We start from the raw sequence: 21,651 nt of genomic DNA, 5'->3' as shown, positions 1-21,651 counted from the left end.
GACACTAAAACCCCTTTACCCATTACGACAGTCGTATCAATTGCCTAATCTCCAGCGGCCGGTGAGTCGTGCTGCTGCGGTCGCCGCTGAAAGCGGAGGTGGTTTTGACAATCAGGCCGTCCAGTTTGGGACGGGCGTAGGTTTTCTTCCAGTCGAGAACCAGTTCTTCCCGTTCTACTTTGGCAAATCCCTGTACAAGCGCTGGATAATTGCCGGGTGACCGGCGATTTTCCTTGCCATCGCTGGAATCCAGTATGGTATTGATCTTGTCCGCCAGTTCAAAGATCGTCGGGTCAAAATTCTTAGTATCCGCCACTTGGGCGATATGCTTCCGCTCCAATTCCTGCACCAGAGGCAGCACTTCGTCCACGCCGGCCAGCAAGTGGGCCGCCTGTTCCATCTGGCCCATCAGCCGGGAAGCAATGTCCTGCTGAAAGAATTCCCGGATCATAGTGTGAAGCTGGTCCCAGTGTTCCTTGGTCTCAGTGACATATTGGTTGTATTCGGCGGTGACATCGTTATAGACAGCGACCCGCGCCTGCCAATCCTCCACCATTTCCTTGAGCCGGCTCCTATCCTTGGTGACATCCCGCTGGAATAGGCGGCGGGCTACGGCGTCAATGACGGAAGCATAGGTTTGCGAATATCGGGAGTATTTTTGTTCAATCTGTTCCAGCCCTTGATCCAGGGATTCGTTTAATGTATCAAGGCCCTGGGCAGATCTCTGGATTTTTTGCTTGGCGGTTTCCAGGGTCCCGAATTCGGCCAGGATGTCCTGTCCCCGTCGCTTGATTTGGCTGGCGCCGGGAAGCCCTTTGACATACCGGTCAATATCCAGCAGGGCATCTTTCCATGCTTTCCCCGCCTTGCAGTCCTCGTTCCAATTGGCGATACTTTCGGTTACAAGCCGGACGGCCCGTTCATATTGCTGAATTCTGCCCCGGAAGTTGCCCAGAGTCCTCTCACATTTGGCGATGCTATACATGATCACCAGGCGGGGGAACAGTTCCTGGTCAAAGACCTTGAGATCCTGCAATAAAAGCAGGTATTCCCTTTCAACCGCCCGGATCTTCTGAGAATCTTTGTCGATCTCAATCAAAAGGGCGCTGGCCTTCTGGGCCTGTTCTTCGACCCGGGGCATCATCACTTTTTGGAAAAATGTCCCCACCGAATTCAGCAGCGTGTCCCAGGCTTCCGCCAATTCATCGGTAAATCTATTGTATTCAATCACCTGATTATTATATTCGCTAACCATTTTTTTCCATTTTTCAATTGATTGAGCCAGCGCTTTCCGGTCACCGCCGTCAGGCTGGTATTCCTTCATAACCTGGATATATTTTCGGTCAATGTCCTCTTGGATCTCATCCAGCCTTTTCTGCCATTCTCCGGATTTTTTCCGTCGTTCTTCCAGCGGGGTAAATTTATCCGCCAGATCTTTCCCCTGTTGAATCACATTCTCCGGCAGGCTGCCATAGGTGAAATAACGGGGCATATTTGTCAGAAACCAACGGTAATTTTTCTGGTGACGACAGTCTTCATCCCAATTATTGATGCTTTCGTCAATTTGACCGGCAATCTTTTCATAGTTGGACATCTTGGCATTATAGGATTCCAGACGGCCTTCCAGGGCATCGACAGAGTCCAGCAGCTTGTGCCTCACGTCAATAATGTGATCGGCAAACTGATCCAGCTTGAGCAGCAGGGCAGTTTGTTTGATTTCACGGGCATTGGGGGTAATTTGATAATGGACATATTCGTTCAGCTGCTGGATCCCGCTTCCCTCCAGGCTGCCGACTTCGCCGGCCAGGGCGCTGCGGGCCGTTACGAAGTAGATCTGGTCCACGTTTTTTCCTACTTCAGCCACAAACTGTTCCATCACCGATTCCGGGGTTCTATGTTTAGGCAGCTTTAATTTATCCACCATATTGACGACGACCAGAGTCTGGCAATGCTGCGTGTGCTGATGAAACAGTTCCAGGTCCGGCTGATTGGCCAGGCGTTCGGCGTCAAATACCCAGATCAGCACATCCGCGTAACCGATGAACTCAGCGGTCATGTCGTTATGCCGCCGGAAACCGCTGTTGAAACCGGGTGTATCCACAATGTCAAACTGCTTTAACAGCGAGTTCTCCAATTCCACCTGGACGTAGAACACATCATGCATAATGTCGTCTTCATGGACAAAGTTCTCCACCAGGACCGTGCGGAGGGGTTGTAATTCATATTCACGAAACTCCCCGTTCATGTGACGGATGATAATCCGCCGCCGGTTGGAATACTTCAGCCGGGTCACGCAGCCAAGTTTGGGCCGGATCTGCATGGCCTGCAATTTTTCCCCCAGCATGGCATTGATCAGGGTGGATTTGCCGCTGTTAAATTCACCGGCCACTGTGATCAAGGGCGGGGCATGGTACATATCCAGAAAGGCCTGAACCGGCTTCGCGGCATAAGAAATCTTGGGCCAGCGTTCATCCAGCCGAAGCAGGATTTTTCGAACATCCTGCAGCAGTTTTCCGCTCACGTCGAGAAAAACCGGCGATCCTTCACTGATGCTGCTGGCCTGTTGATCCAGCGCCACCGACGGTTCTAGCATATCCTGAGTGGTCATGCAGGCAGCAAAGGTCTCTTTGGGCGGAAGTCTCTCGCTCTTAATGCTGGTGTCCACCAGCCCTTCCTCTTTGATAAATCGCCCCATTAACGTGATTGTTGCAAAGATTCCTACGCCGATAAACAGCAGATATAATACCGCCATGTCTCATCCCCCATTAAAACATCACCTGTGGTTTTAGCCTGCAGCGGATAAGACTCCCCGCTTCTATAGGCAACGTCGGTTCGAGGGGCGATTCTCCACCTGAACCGACGCTGTTCCAGCTTGACTGAAACGACGGCTCTCCGTCATTTTGCGTTATTATTCAACAAATATTTCCCGCTTTCCTGCCATAGTATCTTACAGCTCTACAGGTTTGGTATATTCACTGTATTTTTCTCACTGCGCTGGAGCGCATAACGGATGACCCCATGATCCCGGACGCGGCTGACTTCTCCCCGCCCGGCCAGATATTCCAGATGAGCTACTGCCTCGCCGGTGGCGAACCATTTTTGCTGGACGGGGAACTCTTCCCAGCTGGCATAGGTCAAAGACCAGTGCATCCGGGAGGCTATCTGGTAGCCGGTATACACGCCTGAGGCCAAAATCCGCCGGACTTCCTCCAACCGGTCATGGTGATGCCGGATGATTTCATCCACTCTGGCTCGCCAATCGCCGATAGCCCGCTGGTGGGCCGGCAGCACTGTGTCGATATTGAGCGCCATCACCTTGTCCAAACTGGCTAAATAATCCGTCAAGGAATTTTCTCCTTCCTGCCAGGCAGTAATGTTCGGGGTAATGTCACCGAGAATATGATCGCCGGACAGAAGTATTTTCACTGCCGGCTCGTAAAGGCACATGTGGCCCCGGGTATGGCCGGGAGTTGCCAGGCACTGAAACCTATAGCCGCCATAGCTGAGGATATCTCCGTCCTGAACAGGGCTAAACCCGATCCAGTCAGTCTGCCGGTATAGATATCCCGGATGTTTCTCGACTCCCGCCGCCATCTCGCTGCTGCTGAATCCATTCCTCCCGGCTGCTTTGGCAAGCTCTTGCCAGGGAGCCTCGGTTGTCCCAAAAGCATTGATGCTGTCCCCGTCGGTTTTGCTGCAGAAAATCCGGCTGGCTGGCCGCCGCAACATGCCAATCAGCCCGGTATGATCGGCATGCATATGGGTAATAAAAAGATCCGTCCGGTCCAAATCCACCCCGAGAGAAGCCAGTCCTTCGGTCATAGCCGCCTGACACTCCGGCCGGTTGAACCCCGTATCGATCACCAGATTCCGCTCTCCGGTCACCACATACGAATTCAATGTCTTTAACGGACTTTGGGGCAGAGGGATTTCCACCCGGTATAGGTTCGTCGCAACGCTTTCAACCAGTTTCCTCACGTCCTTTTGAAATAACAATATGGATGGTAGGATAATAGTAACAGCACTATTACTATAGTACCAAAATTCGACGTTTGATGAAAGTTACTAAGGTCCTATTCTTATTACAGGCAGCCTTGTCCCGGAAGAAGGAGTTTTCCATTTCACGTATAACATGGTGATAAGAAACCATTACAAAGGAGCATACAGTTGAAAATATTATTTTGGGATATCGACGGCACGCTGCTGCGCACCGCCAAAGCGGGTCTTTACGCCTTTGAGCAGGCTGCCGGGGACCTGTACTCCGTCAAGGTTGACTTATCGGCCATTCCGACAGCAGGCAGGACCGACAACTATATCGCCTGTGAAATCATTAAGGCCGCCACCGGCCGGGAGCCGGCAGAAACGGCGGTCCGGCAGCTGGTAGCCCATTATGAGTCCCTGCTGCCGGGCTACCTGGTAAAACATCCGGGACATCTCCTGCCCTCGGTCCCGGAGACTCTGGCCCATTTCCGGGGATGCCCCGATTGCCTGACCCTTCTATTAACCGGCAATACCCAAAATGGCGCTCAAGCCAAACTCCGCCACTACGAAATCGATCAGTTTTTTGATTTTCAGTTAAGCGCCTTTGCCGGTCACTACGTCTACCGCAACGATATCGCCCGGCAGGCCCTGGCCGGACTCAAAGGCAGGCTGCCCGACATTAATCCGGGCCGGATCTACGTCATCGGTGACACTCCCCATGACATCGAATGCGGCAAGGCAATCGGCGCCCGGACCATTGCCGTGGCTACCGGCCGCTTTTCCCGGGATGAGCTTGCGGCTTGCCATCCCTGGAAGTCCCTGGAGAAACTGCCGGGGGCGGACCAGTTCGCCTCCATGATTGAGGGCAGGTAAACTGGCAAAACTGCATTCACTGTGAAAAAATACCCTGCCAGACAGCTAGAAACTGATCTGGCAGGGTATTTTCATTATTGCCTTACCGATTAACGCACGCCGGCGGAAAAGAAATAGGACATTTCATCGTACTGTGGTGCAATGACCATATGCCCTGCGGTATCAACGGCGCCCCATTTTCCTTTTACTTTAACAGCCGCAAGTCCATCATAGAACCATGTTAATTCCTGATAATTAGTTTTTTCCGGGAGGATAAACTTCCCTGTTTTATCAATGGCGGTCCAGCTACCGTTGTATTTTACCACGGCAAAGTCCCCGACAAAAGAGTTTACTTCATCAAACTGTGCTGGAATTGCCACCCGGCCGGCACGGTCCACAAAGCCCCATTTATTGTTGATTTTTACCCCGCCCATGCCGCTTTTGAATTCCTTGACGGCTTTAAAGGATTGGGAGGTTAGAGGATGATTGGTTTTATCAATATAACCCCAGGCATCGTCTTTGCGGGCCATGGCCACACCATCGGAAAGCGCAGATAATTCCTGATATTCCGCCGGAATCACAAACTCGCCCCTGCGGTTGACATGGCCGTACTTCCCTTTCACTTTAACCAGGCATAATCCATCGTGAAAGGTACTGACTGAATCATATTTGGTGGGAATAACCTGGGTACCGGTCTTATCAATGAAGCCCCGTTTCATTTTATTGTCGACTAAATTTCTATCTTCATCCGGCAAAGGGATCAGCGTAGCAGAGACAACATTACCTAATACGCCGCCCCAAGAGAAACTGCTGACTTTTACGCGAATTTCCGCCAAGCCGTCTTCAAAAGGAAAAACTTCCTCATAGGGAGCCTTGAACGCAACAGCGCCTTGCCGGTCAATATAGGTGAATTTGCCGCCTACTATTGCAATCGCGAAACCTTCTGTAAAGTTGAAGCGATTTAAATCAAACTTTTCTTCAATCACTGTTTTACCGGTTGTATCAATAAAACCCCACTTGTTTTTCGTTTTCACCGCTGCCAGGCCTTCGGAAAAATTCCAGGCGTCTTTGTATTGGAAAGGGATAACGATATTACCCTGCCGGTCAATAAAGCCCCATTGTTTTCCTTTTCTGACCCTGGCTAACCCACCATAGAAACTGGATGCTTCGTCAAAGGGTCCTTCAATGACCACCTTGCCGGACTGATCGCAGTATTGCCAGACCTTACTCTTTCTTACGGCTGCCAAACCATCCCGGAAAATCTGTACGTCATCAAATTCCACCGGGACCGCGACTTCCCCCCGGCTATTATAAAAGCCCCATTTGTTTTTTGCTTTGACCGGAACCATTCCTTCCTGGAATCCACCGCCAATATCATCAAATTCTACCGGGACAATCACTTGTCCCCTGGTATCATAATAACCGTACTTTTTTTGCCCATTACCCGGATGTAGCCGCCTTGGTAATATGTTACTGTCTCATATTCCACCGGAATGACAACTTGGCCCGCTTGATTGATGTATCCATATTTACTGCCCTTTTTAACCACGCTGATCATTTCCGTCTGCACAGCATCAGCAGAAGCGGCAGCCGTTGCGCCTTTCCTTCCCTGCTCCGCGGCATAAACCGCCTCGCCGGCTCCGGATAAAGTTACCAGAGCTGCAATCAGCCCGGCAATCAGCCTTGTCCTCAATCGTAAATGCAAAATAATTCCTCCTTGATTCGTAAAAAAAATTATAAATATATCTACAAATATATCTATATACTATATAATGAGTAATCTCAGATCACTACCGGACAATGGTCCTATTTTTCAGGTCTTTTGCTTCAGAGCGAGGCACTGGCAGAGTAAATGCCATGACTGCCGCTATGACCGACAGGCCGGTAAGGAGCTGCAGCGCCAGCGACAGGCCGTAATGATCCGCAAACCATCCCACCAGCGGCGCGGTGACACCGCCTACGCTTACCGCCAGGCCAAGGGTAACCCCCGAAGCAAGCCCCACCCGGCTGGGAAGGTATTTTTGCCCCAGAACCGTCAGGGGGCTGTTGGCAGCGAAAAGCGTCACGCCGAGAGGAATCAGCAGTGCCGTGGCCAAAGCAGCATTGTTCGCCATGGTAAAAACGGCTAAAAAAGGAACCAGCGCGACAAATCCGATCCGGATAATCTTATTGTAGCCGAAGCGGTCGGCCAAATGTCCGCCCAGGAAGGTGCTCACCACCCCTACCGTAAAAAGGATCGTTAAGGCAGTGCCGCCGGCGGCTTTAGATTGCAGGAGTACATGGATCCAGTACAGAGGCAGAAATGTATTCAGGCTGTGAAACATAATGGAACGGCAAAACACCACCACAGTGAGCCGGGAAAAAGGCGCCCATTCATCAGTTTCCGCCGGTTGAGCCTGCTGGGCGTCCAGTTTAGGGGCGGGGGCTTGATATGGTTGCAAATTTTTGATCTGGGAGGCGATAATCGCCGCCATAACGACTGCAGGCACAATCAGGATCAGGGTCCCCTTCAAGCCCCATAACAACAGGGAAGCGGTGATCATCACCGGTCCGCAGGCGAATCCCGCGTTGCCACCCAGGGAAAAGATGCTGATCCCGGTCCCCTGTTTGGCGCCGGAAACCTTATTGGCCATTCGCGCCCCTTCCGGGTGAAAGGCGGCAATCCCGATGCCGCTCACCATAATGGCCGCAAACATGAGCCAGTAGTTTGAGAGAAACCCCACCGCCGCCAAACCGCAGCCGGCGAATAAGATCCCCACCGGCATCAGCCAGAGCTTGGAGCTTTTATCCGCGTAATAGCCAAATAGCGGCTGTACGATGGAGGAAAGAAAGTTGGCCGCAAAAACAAGGCCGGCAGCGGAAGCATAACTCAAATTGTACTCGGCAATAAGAAACGGCAGCATGGCCGGCAAAGCGCCCTGATTCAGATCCGTGAACAGATGCCCGGCGGATAACAGCCATACAAAACGGTTTCGCATTTTATCCCTCATTTCATCATCTGATGTCGATGCTAAATTACCACTTGCTCTTGGTGTTGTCAACAGAAACCAAAAATTTGGAGAAATCATGCATTGCGCAATACTCTATAGCATGTGGGTTTCGCTTACGTAAAAAGATAACTCCGTCCGCCAAATGGCGAAACGGAGTTACTTTTTGTTGCCGGAGAAGCCCGATCAAAAAACTAAGCAATAAAACGCATGATAATCATGGCGATACAAGCGTTAATAACACTTGCCAGCATCAGCAGCGGCCAGTATTTCTGCGGGACATCGGCAACGCCCAACAAGCGTCCCATGTATTGCAGTTGAGAACCGATCAGAAAAATAGCAGGGATTAATATGGTTGCATGCGTGCCGTTGATTATTCCCTTAGCCAGCAGGCTGACGGCAATGCCGGTCCCGGCCGAAGAGGAAAGCCAGCTGGTCAAGAGGACGGTAACGGCCTCTCCCGGCAGCCCAAATATGCCCATCAAAGGAGCAAAAATTTGACCAATAAACTGCATAGCGCCAACAAGGTTTAGGATTTCGGCAATTACATAAGCCATAACCACATTGGGCATTAAATTATTTGTCGCAATCTGGAATCCCTTGCGGGCACCGACGACAAATATATCAAAAGGATTGTTAGATCCCGCAGTTTTCGTATTATTGCTCATTACGGAAATCCTCCTTATACACCACGTTTAAAACGAACCGAACAAACAAGGCTCCGACAAATTTCAAGACAAACATCAGCACCAAAGGAATGATGACCGGGGCCGTAAGGGCTGCAAACAACGCAGAGCCAATGGCAAAATAATTGTTAATCAGCCCGGCGCCGGAATACTGCCAAGCCCCCATGATGACCAATTCTTTTTTTGTGATCTGCTTTTGGTCATATAATTCCTTACTTAAGGCAGCGCCGGCATCAGTGCTCTGCAGGTCTGTGATAAGCGCCAGACCGGTAAGTCCGGGGATGCCCAATAAAGGTTTAAGGAATGGCGTAAGCAGTTTATGGGCAGCCCGGATTGCTCCGTAATGCGAAAAAATTTCCAAACACCCCAAAGCCAGCATAACGGTAGGCACCAACGATAAAGCGAATAAGAAGCCGGCTTTGGCGCTCACGCCCCCGGCGCCCAGAAACGTGTTCTTGGCCGGCTCCTTCATCGTGCCGAAAGTGCCGCCCAAGGTAGTAAAATCGAAGGCGCTAAGCCACTTCATACCATCAATTTTCATAAAAAGACCTGAAAAAAACAGAATCGCAACAAGCAACGAAATGAACGCAACGGGTCCGACTTTCCACTCATTTGCAGCTTGTCTTTCTTTTTCCTCTGACATGAATATCTCCCCCACTTCAAGGTTTGGATGATAAATCAAAATTATACGGCCTATACAGAAATAAGTCAATGGAAATTACTCATTTGTCTTTTCAATAAGACCATATGTTTTCAAATAAAATACATATCCGTTTCTTTCTCTTGAGTTGTTCGATATACTTAAAGAATATTGTCTTACTCAGTACAACCAGATATGGAGGTGCTTCCATTGTCAAGAGTCATTGAATTGTACAACTTCTATATGCAAGGAAAGTCGGTTATTTGGGACTGGGATGCATCGGAACCGTCCCTCCGAGTCACCCTTTTCCTTTGGGTTAAGCAGCTCTCGAGAACCGCTCCTCATACTCAACAATCCCGTCCCCCGACACGCTTTCGAAGTCTTACCAGCTGATGCGCAAATGTCATCTTAGACCGGAACAAACCCATGAAAAAGGCCGCTCCCTGCCGATTTAGCGGAGCAGCCTTTTGAGCATTTTATGATCCTTTATTTTCATCCAGGCGCTGATTGATGATCCGGGCCACATGAACGCCGCTGGCTGCTGCCTGGGACAGGCCGCGGGTTACGCCGGCCCCGTCGCCGATGGCGAACATATTGGGGAGTTCAGTTTCCAGTTCCGAGGTCAGTTTGAGACGGGAACTGTAGAATTTAACCTCGACACCATAGAGCAGGGTGTCGTTGTTAGCCATGCCCGGCGCCAGTTTATCCAGAGCGTAAATCATTTCGATGATATTGTCCAGGTGACGCTTGGGCAGGACCAGACTCAGGTCTCCCGGCACCGCTTCCAGGGTGGGCACGACGAAACTCTGGGCCAGGCGGTGGGCATTGGTGCGCCGTCCTTTGATAAGATCGCCGAACCGCTGGACCAAAACGCCGCCGCCCAGCATGTTGGAGAAAGAGGCGATCCGTTTGCCGTACTGGTGAGGCTCATTGAAGGGCTCCGTGAACCGGTTGCTGACCAGCAGGGCGAAGTTGGTATTTTTGCTGTGAAGGGCTTCATCCCGGTAGCTGTGCCCGTTCACGGTAATAATGCCATCGGTATTTTCCGCCACTACATATCCCTTGGGATTCATGCAGAAGGTCCGGACCAGGTCTCCGTACTGCTTTGTCCGGTACACCAGCTTGGCTTCATAGACCTCGTCGGTGATATGCTGGAAGACCTCAGCCGGTATTTCCACCCGAACCCCTACATCCACCTGGTTATTAAACCGGGACAGCCCTAAATTCTTGCACTGGCCGGAAAACCATTCCGATCCGGCCCGTCCCGGCGCTGCTATCAGGTACGGAACCTGGATCGGTTCCCGGCCCGCCAGTTCCAGGCTGAACTCGTTCCCGGCCCGGCTGATGGCCGTTACCGCCACGTTGCAGAGGATGGTGGCCCGGACTTTCAGGTATTCATAGAGCTGCTCCAGAATGTGCAGATTGTTTTCCGTTCCCAGGTGACGGACTTTTGCATCCAAAAGATGCAGATCATAAGCCAGGGCCTGTTTGCCCAGCTGGCTGCCCTTAGTGCTGAAATATTCAGCCGGGGCACCGTATTTTAAGTTAATCCCGTCCACATATTCAATCAGGTCCATGACCTTTTGGTCGGGAAGATATTCATTCAACCAGCCGCCAAAGGCTGTAGTAAAGTTGTATTTGCCATCGGAATAGGCGCCGGCGCCGCCAAAGCCCCGCATGATATTGCAGGGTTTGCAGTTTATGCAGGTCGCCACTTTTTTCTCGGCAATGGGACATTTACGGCTATAAATGTCATGTCCGGCCTCAATCAGGACCAATTTGATTCCCGGTTGGGCGCTGACTAGCTCATAGGCCGCGAAAATCGCAGCAGGGCCGCCCCCGATGATCGCTATGTCATACTGTTGTAAAGACATTACCGCTCTCCTTTCCGGTTGCCGCTTTCAACTGCTTTAACCTTCAATATTATATAGTATAATCAAAAGATATGCCAGCAAAATATGACTGCGTTTCGAAAGTCAGGGTGCGTTTTGGGAAAACGGCTCATTCGGGTCTGTTCGCCCTGGCCCTTTTAATGCCTGTTCCAGGATCGGCCACACCGCCGGGACTTCAAATCCCCGACGCCAGGAAGCCGCTCCGGCCAGATCATATTTTGCAACCAAGGTCACCTTCCGGGCAATGGACTCCGGTTCTTCCACCCAGAACCGGTGCAAAGCACCGTCGTGCTGATATTCTACATAGCGGTATCCCTTATTTTCCAGAAATACCGGCTGCAAATTCTTTTCCTGAATCACATCCTGGACCTGCTGCATGTAAAAGGTTTTTGATTTGGCTTTTATCCCGCCTCTGCCATTGGCAACCTCCCGCCATTCCCGGTTGTAGAGAGGCAGGCCCAGAAGCAGTTTGTGGGGCGGCACATCTAGGGCGAGAGTATTTTTCAGGCCTTTTTCCACCCAGTCCAGAGAGGCCACCGGTCCGCTGACCGGGGAGGCGGCCCAGGTTTCGTCATAGGTCATGAGCATCATATAGTCCACCACCTTGCCTAATCCCCGGCGGTCATAGCACTTGGACCAGTTGGGGGTTTCGGAGGGAACGGTGACATCGATGGACACAATCAGATTCTGCTCATGGAGCGCCTTGGTCATCCGAGCCACAAAGGCGGTCAGCAGATCCCGGTCAGCCTCATAAATATCTTCAAAGTCAATATTAATGCCGTCCAGATCATACAGGGCAGCATAGACCAGGAGCTGGTCTATGGCTTTGTCCTGGACAACCTCATTGGTTAAAATAGACCGCATGACATCCGGGTCAAAGTCGCCGTTGCGCACCAGCGCCCAGACCTTGTATCCCAGGCGGTGGGCGTCCAGAACGTATTTGCGGCTGGCGTTGTTAACCACATTGCCGTCTTTGGCAATGGCAAACCAGGTGGGGGAGAGGATATCCAAGCCGCTGATTTTGGTTTCTTTGGCCAAATCAGGCGAAATCGGTTTATTAAAAGGAACATTTTCCCATACAAGATTGATTTTTCCGTTATACGTCCAGCGAGGACGGGTCTTATTCAACTGCCGGTCAGGATAATCGGCAGGATTGGCCAGAATAACCTGCCGGAAATCCTCTTGCCGGCTAACGGTAAATCCCAAAATTTTTTCAAGGCCGCTGATGTCCAGGTAATATTCATTATCAATGAATTCAGTGCGGAAAGAAAGTTCAACCCCATTCCGCAGCCGTTGGTCCAAGCCGGAGGTCTCCATATGGAACTGGGGCTGCCGGATCATAATTTTTGCCCGGTTTAACTGACCTTCCAGTACGATGTCCGGATAGAGGTAGGCTTTAATGACATTAACCGGCACCAGCAGGGTTTCATCCCCTAGCCGGGCGTAGGCATGGGCCGGATAGGTAGTGCCGTTTTTCGCGATCAGAATGGTGTAGCGATTTTGGTCTGTCTGCGCGCAGCCGGACGCCATCAGCAGGATAACACCCAGCAACAGCGCCAGACAATACGGTATCATGCGTCGTTTCAACTTCGAATCTCTCCTCTGTCTCACGATTTGATCGCCGGACAGGCCGTCAATCATTCGGGGTATGCCAGTAATAGGCATACCCCGAATTCATTCTCGTTATGAACGGTTAAATCCTGCTCAGCGGGCTGTGTTAAAAACTTACATCCAATAGCTATAACGTAACCCCGTTTTTAAAGATGGCAATCTCCCGAAATCCCATTGTTTCGGCTTTGGTCTTTTGGCCGGAAGCAACAGCCAGGCAATAGGCAAAAAAATCATCGGTGACCTGTTCCCGTGGCTCACGCAGCAGACGGCCGGCGTCAAAATCCATCCAGGCAGGCTTGCGCCGGAACAGATCGCTGTTGGTGGCAATCTTAACGGTAGGCACAGCCGTGCCCAGCGGCGTGCCCCGGCCGGTGGTAAACAGGACCATCTGACAGCCGGCGGCGGCCAGCACGGTGGCGGCCACCATGTCGTTGCCCGGACCGTTTAAAAGGTTAAGCCCCTTTTTCCGCAAGGTCTGGCCATAGTCCAGAACATCGACGACCTGGCTGGTGCCGCCTTTTTGCGTACAGCCCAGAGATTTGTCTTCCAGTGTGGTAATGCCGCCTTTTTTATTGCCGGGGGACGGATTCTCATAAATGACCTGGTTATAGGACTGAAAATATTGTTTAAAGCCGTTGACCAGATTCACGGTTTTGTCGAAGACCTCCCGGCTGACGGCCCGGTTCATTAATAGGATCTCGGCCCCAAACATCTCCGGCACTTCCGTCAGGATGCTGGAACCGCCGCAAGCCACTAACCGGTCTGACAGGTATCCCACCAGGGGATTGGCAGTAATGCCGGAAAAGCCGTCGGATCCGCCGCACTTAAGGCCGATGGCCAGTTCCGAGGCCGGACATTCCTGCCGCTGATACTGCTTGGCATGATCGATCAACTGGCCGATTGCTTCTACCGCCGCCTCAATCTCATCCTCTACATCCTGAGCCGCCAGGAACTTAACCCGGGCCGGATCATAAGAGCCCAGCACTTTTTGGAACTCGCCGATGTTGTTATTCTCGCAGCCCAGGCCCAATACCAGCACGCCGCCGGCATTGGGGTGGTTCACCAGATTGGCCAGAATACGCTGGGTATTCAACTGGTCGTCTCCCATTTGGGAGCAGCCGTAAGGATGTTTGAATTCAAAGATGCCGTCGATATTTTCCAGGCTGTATCGCTCTTGAGCCAGCTTGGCGGCGATTTCCGCCGGACGGTTGACGCAGCTGACAGTGGGAATGATCCATATCTCGTTGCGGACACCGACCCGGCCGGACGGACGGCGATAGCCCCGGAAGGTTTCCAGGCCGCAGGCGGCTGATGGCGCCACCGCCCCCGGTTGATACTCATACTCCAGAGTTTCCCCCAGATTGGTTTTCACGTTGTGGGTATGAACCCAGGCGCCGGCCGGAATGTCCTCCAGGGCATGGCCGATGGGGAACCCGTATTTGATGATGTTCTCTCCCCTGGTAATAGGGGTCAGGGCGATTTTGTGCCCCTTGTCCACCGCTTGAGCCGCCTGGACTGAAACGGCCCCCGCCGTCAGTCGTTCCCCCTGGACCAAGGGTTCAATCGCCACCGCTACATTGTCCCGTTCGTGGATCTGCAATACTTTCATGCCGGCACCCTCTCTCCTGTTCATAACTTTCTGTATTTTAGTATACCGTGATACTGGGCGCGGCGGCAATCAAAATCTGGCGTTGCTGGTTCCGCTGTCCCGAATGTAATATCTGTTATAATAAAGTTGAATTTGATGAATTCGTAAAAAGCGTCGGAAGATCTGCGCATATCGGGTAATATATAAGACGACAACAACAATATATCGTGGGGAAAAATGTATGATAATCCAATTTTGGGATGACACAGGGCCTGATCAAGCGAGAAGGGAAGCAACGGAAAATGTAGAACAATTCTTACTATCTGATAAAGAGGCTGCGTATGAGGTGGCTGCGATCGAATATGAATTATTTCGATGGTAAATAAAGTACTATGGCTTTGAGCTATACGACATGGGCGTGGTATCGAGTGTCTGCCGGGTAAAAATTGCGGTTCCACTGCACATTGGAGGTATATATGAAAATGAAGCGGATCGAGCTGGTTTATGAAAAATTAAAAGAATTGTACGCCGGTCAAGGGCTGACAGCTTCTGAGATCGCTGATAGTCTTGGCATGAGCCGGGCCAATGTCAGCAGTGATTTAAACAAATTAGTGGCTGAAGGTAAAGCGGAAAAAATAAAAAGCAAGCCAGTGTTGTTTATTCCGTTCAAAATAGAACAAAAAGTTGAAACCGAGACGATTTTTGACCTTTTGTGTAAAAATAACCCCAGCCTGTTTGCGGCCATTGAGCAGGCGAAAGCGGCTGTCCTGTATCCTCCGAAGGGCATGAACATAATGATTTTGGGGGATACGGGCGTTGGCAAATCGATGTTCGCGGACCTGATTTATGCATACGCCAAGGAGGTAAAACGCCTGCCGGTGAATTCGCCGTTTGTGCTGTTTAACTGCGCCGATTACGCCAATAATCCGCAATTATTAATCAGCCAGCTGTTCGGCTGCAAAAAAGGCGCTTACACCGGGGCGGATGAAGATAAGTCAGGCTTGATTGAAAAGGCGGACAACGGTATTCTGTTTCTGGATGAAGTCCATCGTTTGCCGCCGGAGGGCCAGGAACTCTTCTTTACCTTTATGGATAAAGGAATGTTTCGCCGGTTAGGTGAGACTGATGTTGAGCGGCGGGCCAATGTGCTGATTATCGCGGCAACTACCGAAAATCCGGAGTCTTCTCTGCTGAGGACGTTTACGCGCCGTATTCCGATGGTTATTTCACTGCCGGCTCTGAGTCAACGCAGCTTTGAGGAACGGTTCCATTTAATCAAATTATTTATGGACAACGAATCAGCGCGCCTGGGCCGCCCCATCAGCGTATCGGTTAATTCGTTGAAAGCTTTTCTCAGCTATTCATGCCCGAATAATATCGGACAGTTAAAATCGGATATCCGCTTAGCCTGTGCCCGGGCTTATGCGGACTATGTTTCGCGCCGCAAAGAAGAAATCCGCATCAATAGCAGCGATCTGCCGTCAGCGATTACCGCCGGTTTATTCATGGAAACCGAGCACCGCCAGCTTTGGAACAAGATTGTCGGCATCAACCGCCGTTATGTGGTATTTGACGGCAAAAGCGATCAGCTGTTATTTGAAGATGCGCCGGAGAAGCAGGATATTTACGATCTGATCAACCTCCGCATCCATGAATTGAAGTCGCAGGGATTGGATGCCGCTAGCTTAGATCGAGAAATAGAAAAAGATTTTAACGAATACTTTCAGATGTATTTCCATAACGCACACCGCCATTATGACACAGCCAGTCTAAAATATGTAGTGAGTCCCCAAATACTGCGTTTAACCGAAGAAATTATCCGTTATAGTGAAGAAAACCTCAACCGGCTGCTGGGGAACCACATCTATTATGGTTTGGCGACCCACATTAATAATGTCGTTGAACGGCTGCGGCACAAGAAAAAAATCATTAACCCCCAGTTGAACCGGATTCGAGTTGAACACAGTGAAGAATTTGCGGTCGCGCTGGATTGTCTGCAGATCATCGGGCGGGTGATGGAAGTATCCCTGCCGGTAGATGAGGCGGGTTATCTGGCCATGTTTTTTGTATATAGCTCCCGCGGCGTGGAGCAAAGAAATAAGGATGTCAAGGTCTTTGTCGCGGCGCATGGACAGTCAACGGCGACATCCATGGCGGAAACCGCAAACGCATTACTGGGAGCTCCTGTGGCTATTGGTTTCAACGTGCCGCTGGATGAGAGACCGCAAGCTGTTATTGCCAGAATAACAACATATATCAACGAATCAAAGAATATTGCGAATGTCCTGTTGCTGGTAGATATGGGATCATTGACAGCGTTTGGCGAGGAACTGGAAAAAACCTGCCGAATCAAGACAAAAACCCTGCCGCTGGTAAGCACATTGCATGTGCTGGAAGCAGCCCGCAAGGCTATGCTCGGTTACTCGCTGGAAGAGGTTTACCGCGAAGTACTGGATGTTTATTTATTGATTGACGATGAGCTGCAGTCTGCCAGACTGGCTGAGATTGACGCCCGGAAGCTGGCTATTGTCACAGTCTGTACAACAGGAGAAGGAACAGCCCGCGTGTTGCAGACCGTTCTGGAGCGGAACCTGCATTTTAATCAAGAGATGTTAGATATCATACCCGTCAATTTGGTTGGCGAAGAAGACATTTATACACGGCTGCATCGGCTTGCCAATAAATATCAGCTGGTGGCCGCCGTCACTCCTTTTCCTTTACGGGTGCAGGTACCGCAATTTGATCTGGAGGAAGTTCTGCGAAAAAAGGGCATAGAAAAGCTGCAATTATTGATTGACGAGGAAACGACCTACAATACCCTGGGCGAAACACTGGCGCATCAGTTGCAGCATGTGGATGGGTTTCAGGTCCTGGACGAAATCAAAGCATTTAACCAAATGATGAGTGAACAGCTTGGCGTCAAAGTTCCCACCAATGCCTTGATTGGTCTGACACTGCATCTTGCCTGCATGATAGACCGCCTGTCTGCGGGTGCGACCGGTGAACCCTTTGAGAATAAAGACAGATTTATGACAGAGCATGCCGCTATGGCGCAGATGGTGCGCCGGGCCGTTTCTCTGCTGGAACGGAAATATCGCGTAATAGTATCCGACGATGAAGTTTGCTATATTGTTAATTTCTTCAACCATGTTAAGGTCAACCGGCTCGAATCGAATTAAGCCTGAATAGAATATAGGGGATGAAGCTTCGTGCCTGATGGCGCGAAGCTTCATCTGTTTTGAATCTGTTTAGAAGACGGAACAGTCAATTTTATAAGGCGAAACAGATAACGTTTTTATTAACACAGATAAAAGCAGCCGCTGTAAGCGGCTGCCCAACTGCTCGGATCTGTTTTGGCATAGATTATGCAAGACTAATTAAGCGTTAAGTATATTTACAGAAACTGAGGTGGCGGCAATGGAAATAATGGAAGTGGTGATGAAGCTCATTGTTGACGGTGGGAATGCGCGCAGCAGGGCTATGGAGGCCATTGAACTGGCAAAAACGGGAGAGTTCGCTTTGGCCCAGGCAAAGCTGGATGAAGCAGGCGAGCATATCAGCAAAGCTCACGGAGCTCAGACGGGTTTATTGACCAAAGAGGCGTCAGGTGATTGTCAGCAAGTCACTTTGTTAATGGTTCATGCCCAGGACCATTTGATGAATGCCATCACGGTGCGGGATTTAGCCATTCAGTTTGTAGCTTTGTATCAAAAAATGAACGCATAAACATTAGAAGGAGATGAATGTCGGATGACACGGATTGCGTTAATCTGCATGGGCGGTTTTTCAAGCAGTGTATTAGTGCAAAAAATGGAAGAGTCAGCGAAAAAGCAAAACCTGGAGGTACAAATCCGGGCCATGTCCGAAGGCAATTTCAAAAAATATGCCGATCAGACCGATATTGTGCTGTTGGGACCACAGGTGAGCTTCATTGAGCAGCAGGTCAAAGAGCGTTACAGCCATCTAAAAGTAGCGGTGATCAACAGCATTGATTACGGCACAATGAACGGCGAAAAAGTGCTGAAGGATGCGTTGAAACTCTAAAAAATAATGTTCGCGGGAGGGTAAGAAAATGACAAATCGTCAAGAATTTATCCAAAAATTACAAGCGATGGCAGGAAAGCTGCAGCAAAACAAGGAATTAAATGCGATTTCCAGCGGCCTTGTCAGTTTACTGCCAGTGTTGATTATCGGCGCTTTTTCCACGTTGTTTTCCAGTATGCCGATAGAAGGCTACCAAAAGTTTTTGGCCAGTCATGGGCTTAAACAATTGATTGCACTGCCGGCGGAAATGACCACCAACATGATTGCGGTGTATGCGGCATTTTTGATTGCGTATAAATTGGGCGAGCTTCTGGAGCAAGACGGCTTAACCGTAGGCATTATCTCTTTGATGAGTTTTCTGGTGTTAACTCCGTTTGCCGTTCTGGATAAAGTGAAGGCCCTGCCTTATACTTATTTAGGCGCGGCGGGTCTGTTCGCCGCCATCATTGTGGGCCTTGTTTCCACCCGCATTTACACTTTCGTGGTTCAGCATAACTGGCGTCTTCAAATGCCTGCCGGTATACCGCAAACGGTTGCCAATACGTTTAATGGCTTGATTCCGGGTTTTATTGTAATCATTGTCTTTACGTGCATTAACGGGTTATTCCGCTTGACCCCGTTTGAAAATGTTCACAGTTTCGTTTATACTTCCTTGCAAGTGCCGCTTCAGAATATCGGCGGTTCCTTCGGCGGCTTGCTCGTTGTGGTTTTAATGGCGAATCTATTATGGCTGTTTGGCATCCATGGCACCATGGTCGTAGGAACGATCGTAAAACCGATCTATTATGCTATGGATCTGGAAAACCTAACTGCCTTTCAGCATGGCGATCCATTGCCGCACGTCATCGGCTGGGCTTTCTGGGTCGTCTTCGGCATCATCGGCGGGGCTGGCTCCACCTTTGCGCTCAATGTTCTTATGGCGTTTAAAAGCAAAAGCCAGCAGTTGAGGATGCTTGGTAAAATAGCGCTGCCGACTTCTCTCGTGAGGATCAATGAGCCGCTTATTTTTGGCATACCGGTTGTGTTAAATCCTATTCTGGCAATTCCCTTTGTGCTCGTGCCTGTGCTTGGCGTAACCATAGCCTATTTGGCTACCGTTGCCGGTCTTGTACCGCGCGTGATAGGGATTTTCCCGGCTTTAGGCATACCGATCGTTATAAATGCCTTCATGCAGGGAAGCTGGAAGTTCGTGGTGTTGCAGCTGCTGATTATTGCACTTTCATTTGTTATCTATTATCCATTCTTCAAAAAACTCGATGAACAAAAACTGAAAATGGAACAGGATGACCGCGAAAACTCATAACCCGCATTATGCTATTTGGGAGGAAAAAGCAATGGAACATAAAATGTTAAAGCCTTTCCCAAAAGATTTTTTATGGGGAGCGTCAACGGCGGCATTTCAGGTGGAAGGTGCATGGGATGAAGACGGCAAGGGACTTAGTATCATGGATGAGCAGGAGCTGGCCGCGGGAGTAGCCGATTTCAAGGTTGCCGTAGATCATTACCACCGGTACAGAGAGGATATTGCCTTGTTTGCCGAGATGGGACTGAAAGCGTACCGTTTCTCCATTTCGTGGGCCAGGATCTTTCCCAAGGGCAATGATCCAGAGCCAAATGAAAAGGGTTTGCAGCATTATGATGCGGTTATTGATGAATGCCTTAAATATGGCATTGAACCCATCGTTACAATTTTCCATTTTGAAATGCCGGCAGCTTTGATTAAAGAATACGGTGGCTGGGCCTCCCGGCAGAGTATCGAGGATTTTGACCGATACAGCCGGGTTTTATTCAAAAGGTATGGAGATAGAGTCAGATACTGGCTAACGATCAATGAAGGAAATATAAGGATCGCTTTCGGCGATCATTTATTAGGCGGCAAGATTAAGGATGACAAGCAGCGGTTTCAAATGGGACACCACATGACGCTGGCCCAGGCGAAAGCCATGGTATCATGCCATGAGCTTCTTCCCCAGGCAAAGATTGGTTCGGCGCCAAGCAATACCATCATTTATCCGGCTTCATCAAATCCTGAGGATGTTCTTGCCGCCCGGGACTATGATTTGCTGCGCAGCGGGCTAACGCTCGATCCCCTGTATAAAGGCTATTATCCGAAAGCCTTGTGGAGCTTTTGGGAGGAGCGCGGTATTGCGCCTGATATGGAGGCCGGCGATTTAGAACTGTTTAAGAAAGCCAGGCCGGACTTCCTGGCCTTTAATTATTACGGCGGGCATACGGTACGCTATTATCCCGAAACGGCAGAACTGTATACAGTACCAGCCGACGTTGCGGCCCGGTACAATGTCAGCCAAAGTTATATCAGGAAGATTTCCCGGGAAAAACAGGCAGGCATTGCGCAGGAAGTCGTGAATCCTCATATCAGGCAAGGCGAGTTTCGCATTATTGACCCGGTTGGATTGCGGGCAACTCTCAGAGACTTATATGAAAAATACAATGTGCCGCTGATTATTACCGAAAACGGCTGCGCAGCGGCGGAGGAGTTTACGGCCGACGGGAAAATCCATGATACTTATCGGATTGAATACCTAAGAGAGCACATCAGACAGTGCCAGATTGCGATTAACGAAGGGGTCGAGTTATTCGGTTATTGCCCCTGGACGGCTATTGATGTTGTCAGCGTAAAAGAAGGAATCGGCAAGCGGTACGGTTTTATTTACGTGAACCGGACTGACACCGATCTCAGAGATTTGAAGCGGTACCGCAAAGATAGCTTTTATTGGTATAAACAGGTGATTGAAAGCAACGGTGAAAATTTAGAAACGCAATGAAAAAAATAAAGGGGTGGCAGGCAGGCGAATTTCGCCTGCCTGTTCTGTTTCCGGCAGCAGGCCGTGTCCAAAGATGACAATTCGCAGTAAAAGATAAGTATTTGTGTGAATATATGTTCTCGATCTTCTTAAACGGGAGGATGGGAATTCATTGTGATGGTTCATTGTAAAATGAACCTGACTAAAAAAAATTTAGAAAGAGTACAAAAAAAGTGTGACAAACACCCTGATTTTTGTGTTGTTATATGGAGGAAACATTTGTTCTCCAATACAGTCAAAGGCATAGGCAGCCCCAAACATAAAATTGATTATCCCCATGAATTTCCTGTAGGTGGTAAGCGCCGCTGGCTAGTGGCAGCAAGGGAAATTTATCTCCGGCAAAGAGTGTCATATGCCGGAAATTTGGCTGAAGTTTTTTTGCAATGGACAGACCAAATGCCCGATAGGTATGGAGGATGGATAATGGGGATTATCATTGTAGTCGACAGGAATGAGACAATACCAACTAAAACCGGCCATAGCGCCGGTTTTAGTTTTTACCATAGAGATTATGCCACGAAAGGAGGTGACCCCCCATGCAAACT

16 protein-coding genes and 1 pseudogene are annotated in these 21,651 nt (G+C 50.0%); 7 read left to right on the top strand and 10 right to left on the bottom strand.

The window, feature by feature from the left end; all coding sequences use genetic code 11:
• Positions 1–22: 22 nt before the first annotated feature.
• Positions 23–2,752, bottom strand: coding sequence for a dynamin family protein (locus ALO_RS04630; RefSeq protein ID WP_004093353.1), 2,730 nt, complete (start codon positions 2,750–2,752; stop codon positions 23–25).
• Positions 2,753–2,955: 203 nt separating this feature from the next.
• Positions 2,956–3,978, bottom strand: coding sequence for an MBL fold metallo-hydrolase (locus tag ALO_RS04625; RefSeq protein WP_004093352.1), 1,023 nt, complete (start codon positions 3,976–3,978; stop codon positions 2,956–2,958).
• A gap of 189 nt (positions 3,979–4,167) precedes the next feature.
• Between ALO_RS04625 and ALO_RS04620 the strand changes: the two genes are divergently transcribed.
• On the top strand, positions 4,168–4,854 hold the full coding sequence (locus ALO_RS04620; protein WP_004093351.1) for an HAD family hydrolase: 687 nt from the start codon (positions 4,168–4,170) through the stop codon (positions 4,852–4,854).
• 89 nt (positions 4,855–4,943) lie between these two features.
• Here the strand turns inward: ALO_RS04620 and ALO_RS04615 are convergent, their stop codons facing one another.
• The 8 genes from ALO_RS04615 to ALO_RS04580 all read right to left on the bottom strand — a co-directional run bounded on the left by ALO_RS04615 (position 4,944) and on the right by ALO_RS04580 (position 14,258).
• Positions 4,944–6,233, bottom strand: a complete 1,290-nt coding sequence (locus tag ALO_RS04615; RefSeq protein WP_004093347.1) for a WG repeat-containing protein — start codon at positions 6,231–6,233, stop codon at positions 4,944–4,946.
• Complete coding sequence (locus ALO_RS04610) at positions 6,230–6,538, bottom strand: WG repeat-containing protein (RefSeq protein WP_004093345.1); 309 nt, start codon at positions 6,536–6,538, stop codon at positions 6,230–6,232. Before ALO_RS04610 ends, ALO_RS04615 begins: the two co-directional genes overlap by 4 nt.
• An 85-nt stretch (positions 6,539–6,623) precedes the next feature.
• Complete coding sequence (locus ALO_RS04605) at positions 6,624–7,811, bottom strand: MFS transporter (RefSeq protein WP_004093342.1); 1,188 nt, start codon at positions 7,809–7,811, stop codon at positions 6,624–6,626.
• Between the two features lie 203 nt (positions 7,812–8,014).
• Entirely contained in the window at positions 8,015–8,488 is a 474-nt protein-coding gene (locus ALO_RS04600; protein WP_004093339.1) for a YjiG family protein, read from the bottom strand.
• Positions 8,478–9,149: a nucleoside recognition domain-containing protein gene (locus ALO_RS04595; RefSeq protein WP_004093337.1), complete on the bottom strand. Its 672-nt coding sequence runs from the start codon at positions 9,147–9,149 to the stop codon at positions 8,478–8,480. Before ALO_RS04595 ends, ALO_RS04600 begins: the two co-directional genes overlap by 11 nt.
• 473 nt (positions 9,150–9,622) lie before the next feature.
• The gene (locus ALO_RS04590) at positions 9,623–11,020 is read right to left on the bottom strand and encodes an NAD(P)/FAD-dependent oxidoreductase (RefSeq protein WP_004093336.1); all 1,398 of its coding nucleotides are present in this window, start codon (positions 11,018–11,020) and stop codon (positions 9,623–9,625) included.
• A gap of 102 nt (positions 11,021–11,122) precedes the next feature.
• Entirely contained in the window at positions 11,123–12,625 is a 1,503-nt protein-coding gene (locus ALO_RS20695) for a glycosyl hydrolase family 18 protein (RefSeq protein ID WP_050806968.1), read from the bottom strand.
• Positions 12,626–12,776: 151 nt separating this feature from the next.
• The gene (locus ALO_RS04580; RefSeq protein ID WP_004093332.1) at positions 12,777–14,258 is read right to left on the bottom strand and encodes a UxaA family hydrolase; all 1,482 of its coding nucleotides are present in this window, start codon (positions 14,256–14,258) and stop codon (positions 12,777–12,779) included.
• A 455-nt stretch (positions 14,259–14,713) separates the two neighbouring features.
• Between ALO_RS04580 and ALO_RS04575 the strand changes: the two genes are divergently transcribed.
• From ALO_RS04575 to ALO_RS04550, 6 genes and pseudogenes are all read left to right on the top strand, one after another.
• Positions 14,714–17,416, top strand: a complete 2,703-nt coding sequence (locus ALO_RS04575) for a sigma 54-interacting transcriptional regulator (RefSeq protein ID WP_004093328.1) — start codon at positions 14,714–14,716, stop codon at positions 17,414–17,416.
• Positions 17,417–17,654: 238 nt separating this feature from the next.
• Positions 17,655–17,963, top strand: coding sequence for a PTS lactose/cellobiose transporter subunit IIA (locus tag ALO_RS04570; protein ID WP_004093326.1), 309 nt, complete (start codon positions 17,655–17,657; stop codon positions 17,961–17,963).
• Positions 17,964–17,987: 24 nt separating this feature from the next.
• Positions 17,988–18,281, top strand: a complete 294-nt coding sequence (locus ALO_RS04565) for a PTS sugar transporter subunit IIB (RefSeq protein WP_004093324.1) — start codon at positions 17,988–17,990, stop codon at positions 18,279–18,281.
• A 28-nt stretch (positions 18,282–18,309) separates the two neighbouring features.
• On the top strand, positions 18,310–19,584 hold the full coding sequence (locus ALO_RS04560) for a PTS sugar transporter subunit IIC (protein ID WP_004093322.1): 1,275 nt from the start codon (positions 18,310–18,312) through the stop codon (positions 19,582–19,584).
• A 31-nt stretch (positions 19,585–19,615) separates the two neighbouring features.
• On the top strand, positions 19,616–21,067 hold the full coding sequence (locus tag ALO_RS04555; RefSeq protein WP_004093321.1) for a glycoside hydrolase family 1 protein: 1,452 nt from the start codon (positions 19,616–19,618) through the stop codon (positions 21,065–21,067).
• Positions 21,068–21,220: 153 nt separating this feature from the next.
• Positions 21,221–21,651 (top strand): annotated as a pseudogene (locus tag ALO_RS04550) (hypothetical protein); the annotation flags it as partial.

Source organism: Acetonema longum DSM 6540 (assembly GCF_000219125.1).
In the GTDB taxonomy this organism is placed as follows: Bacteria; Bacillota; Negativicutes; order Sporomusales; family Acetonemataceae; genus Acetonema; species Acetonema longum.
Note: the sequence above shows the minus strand (reverse complement) of the source record. Positions and strands in the feature narration are given on the sequence as shown.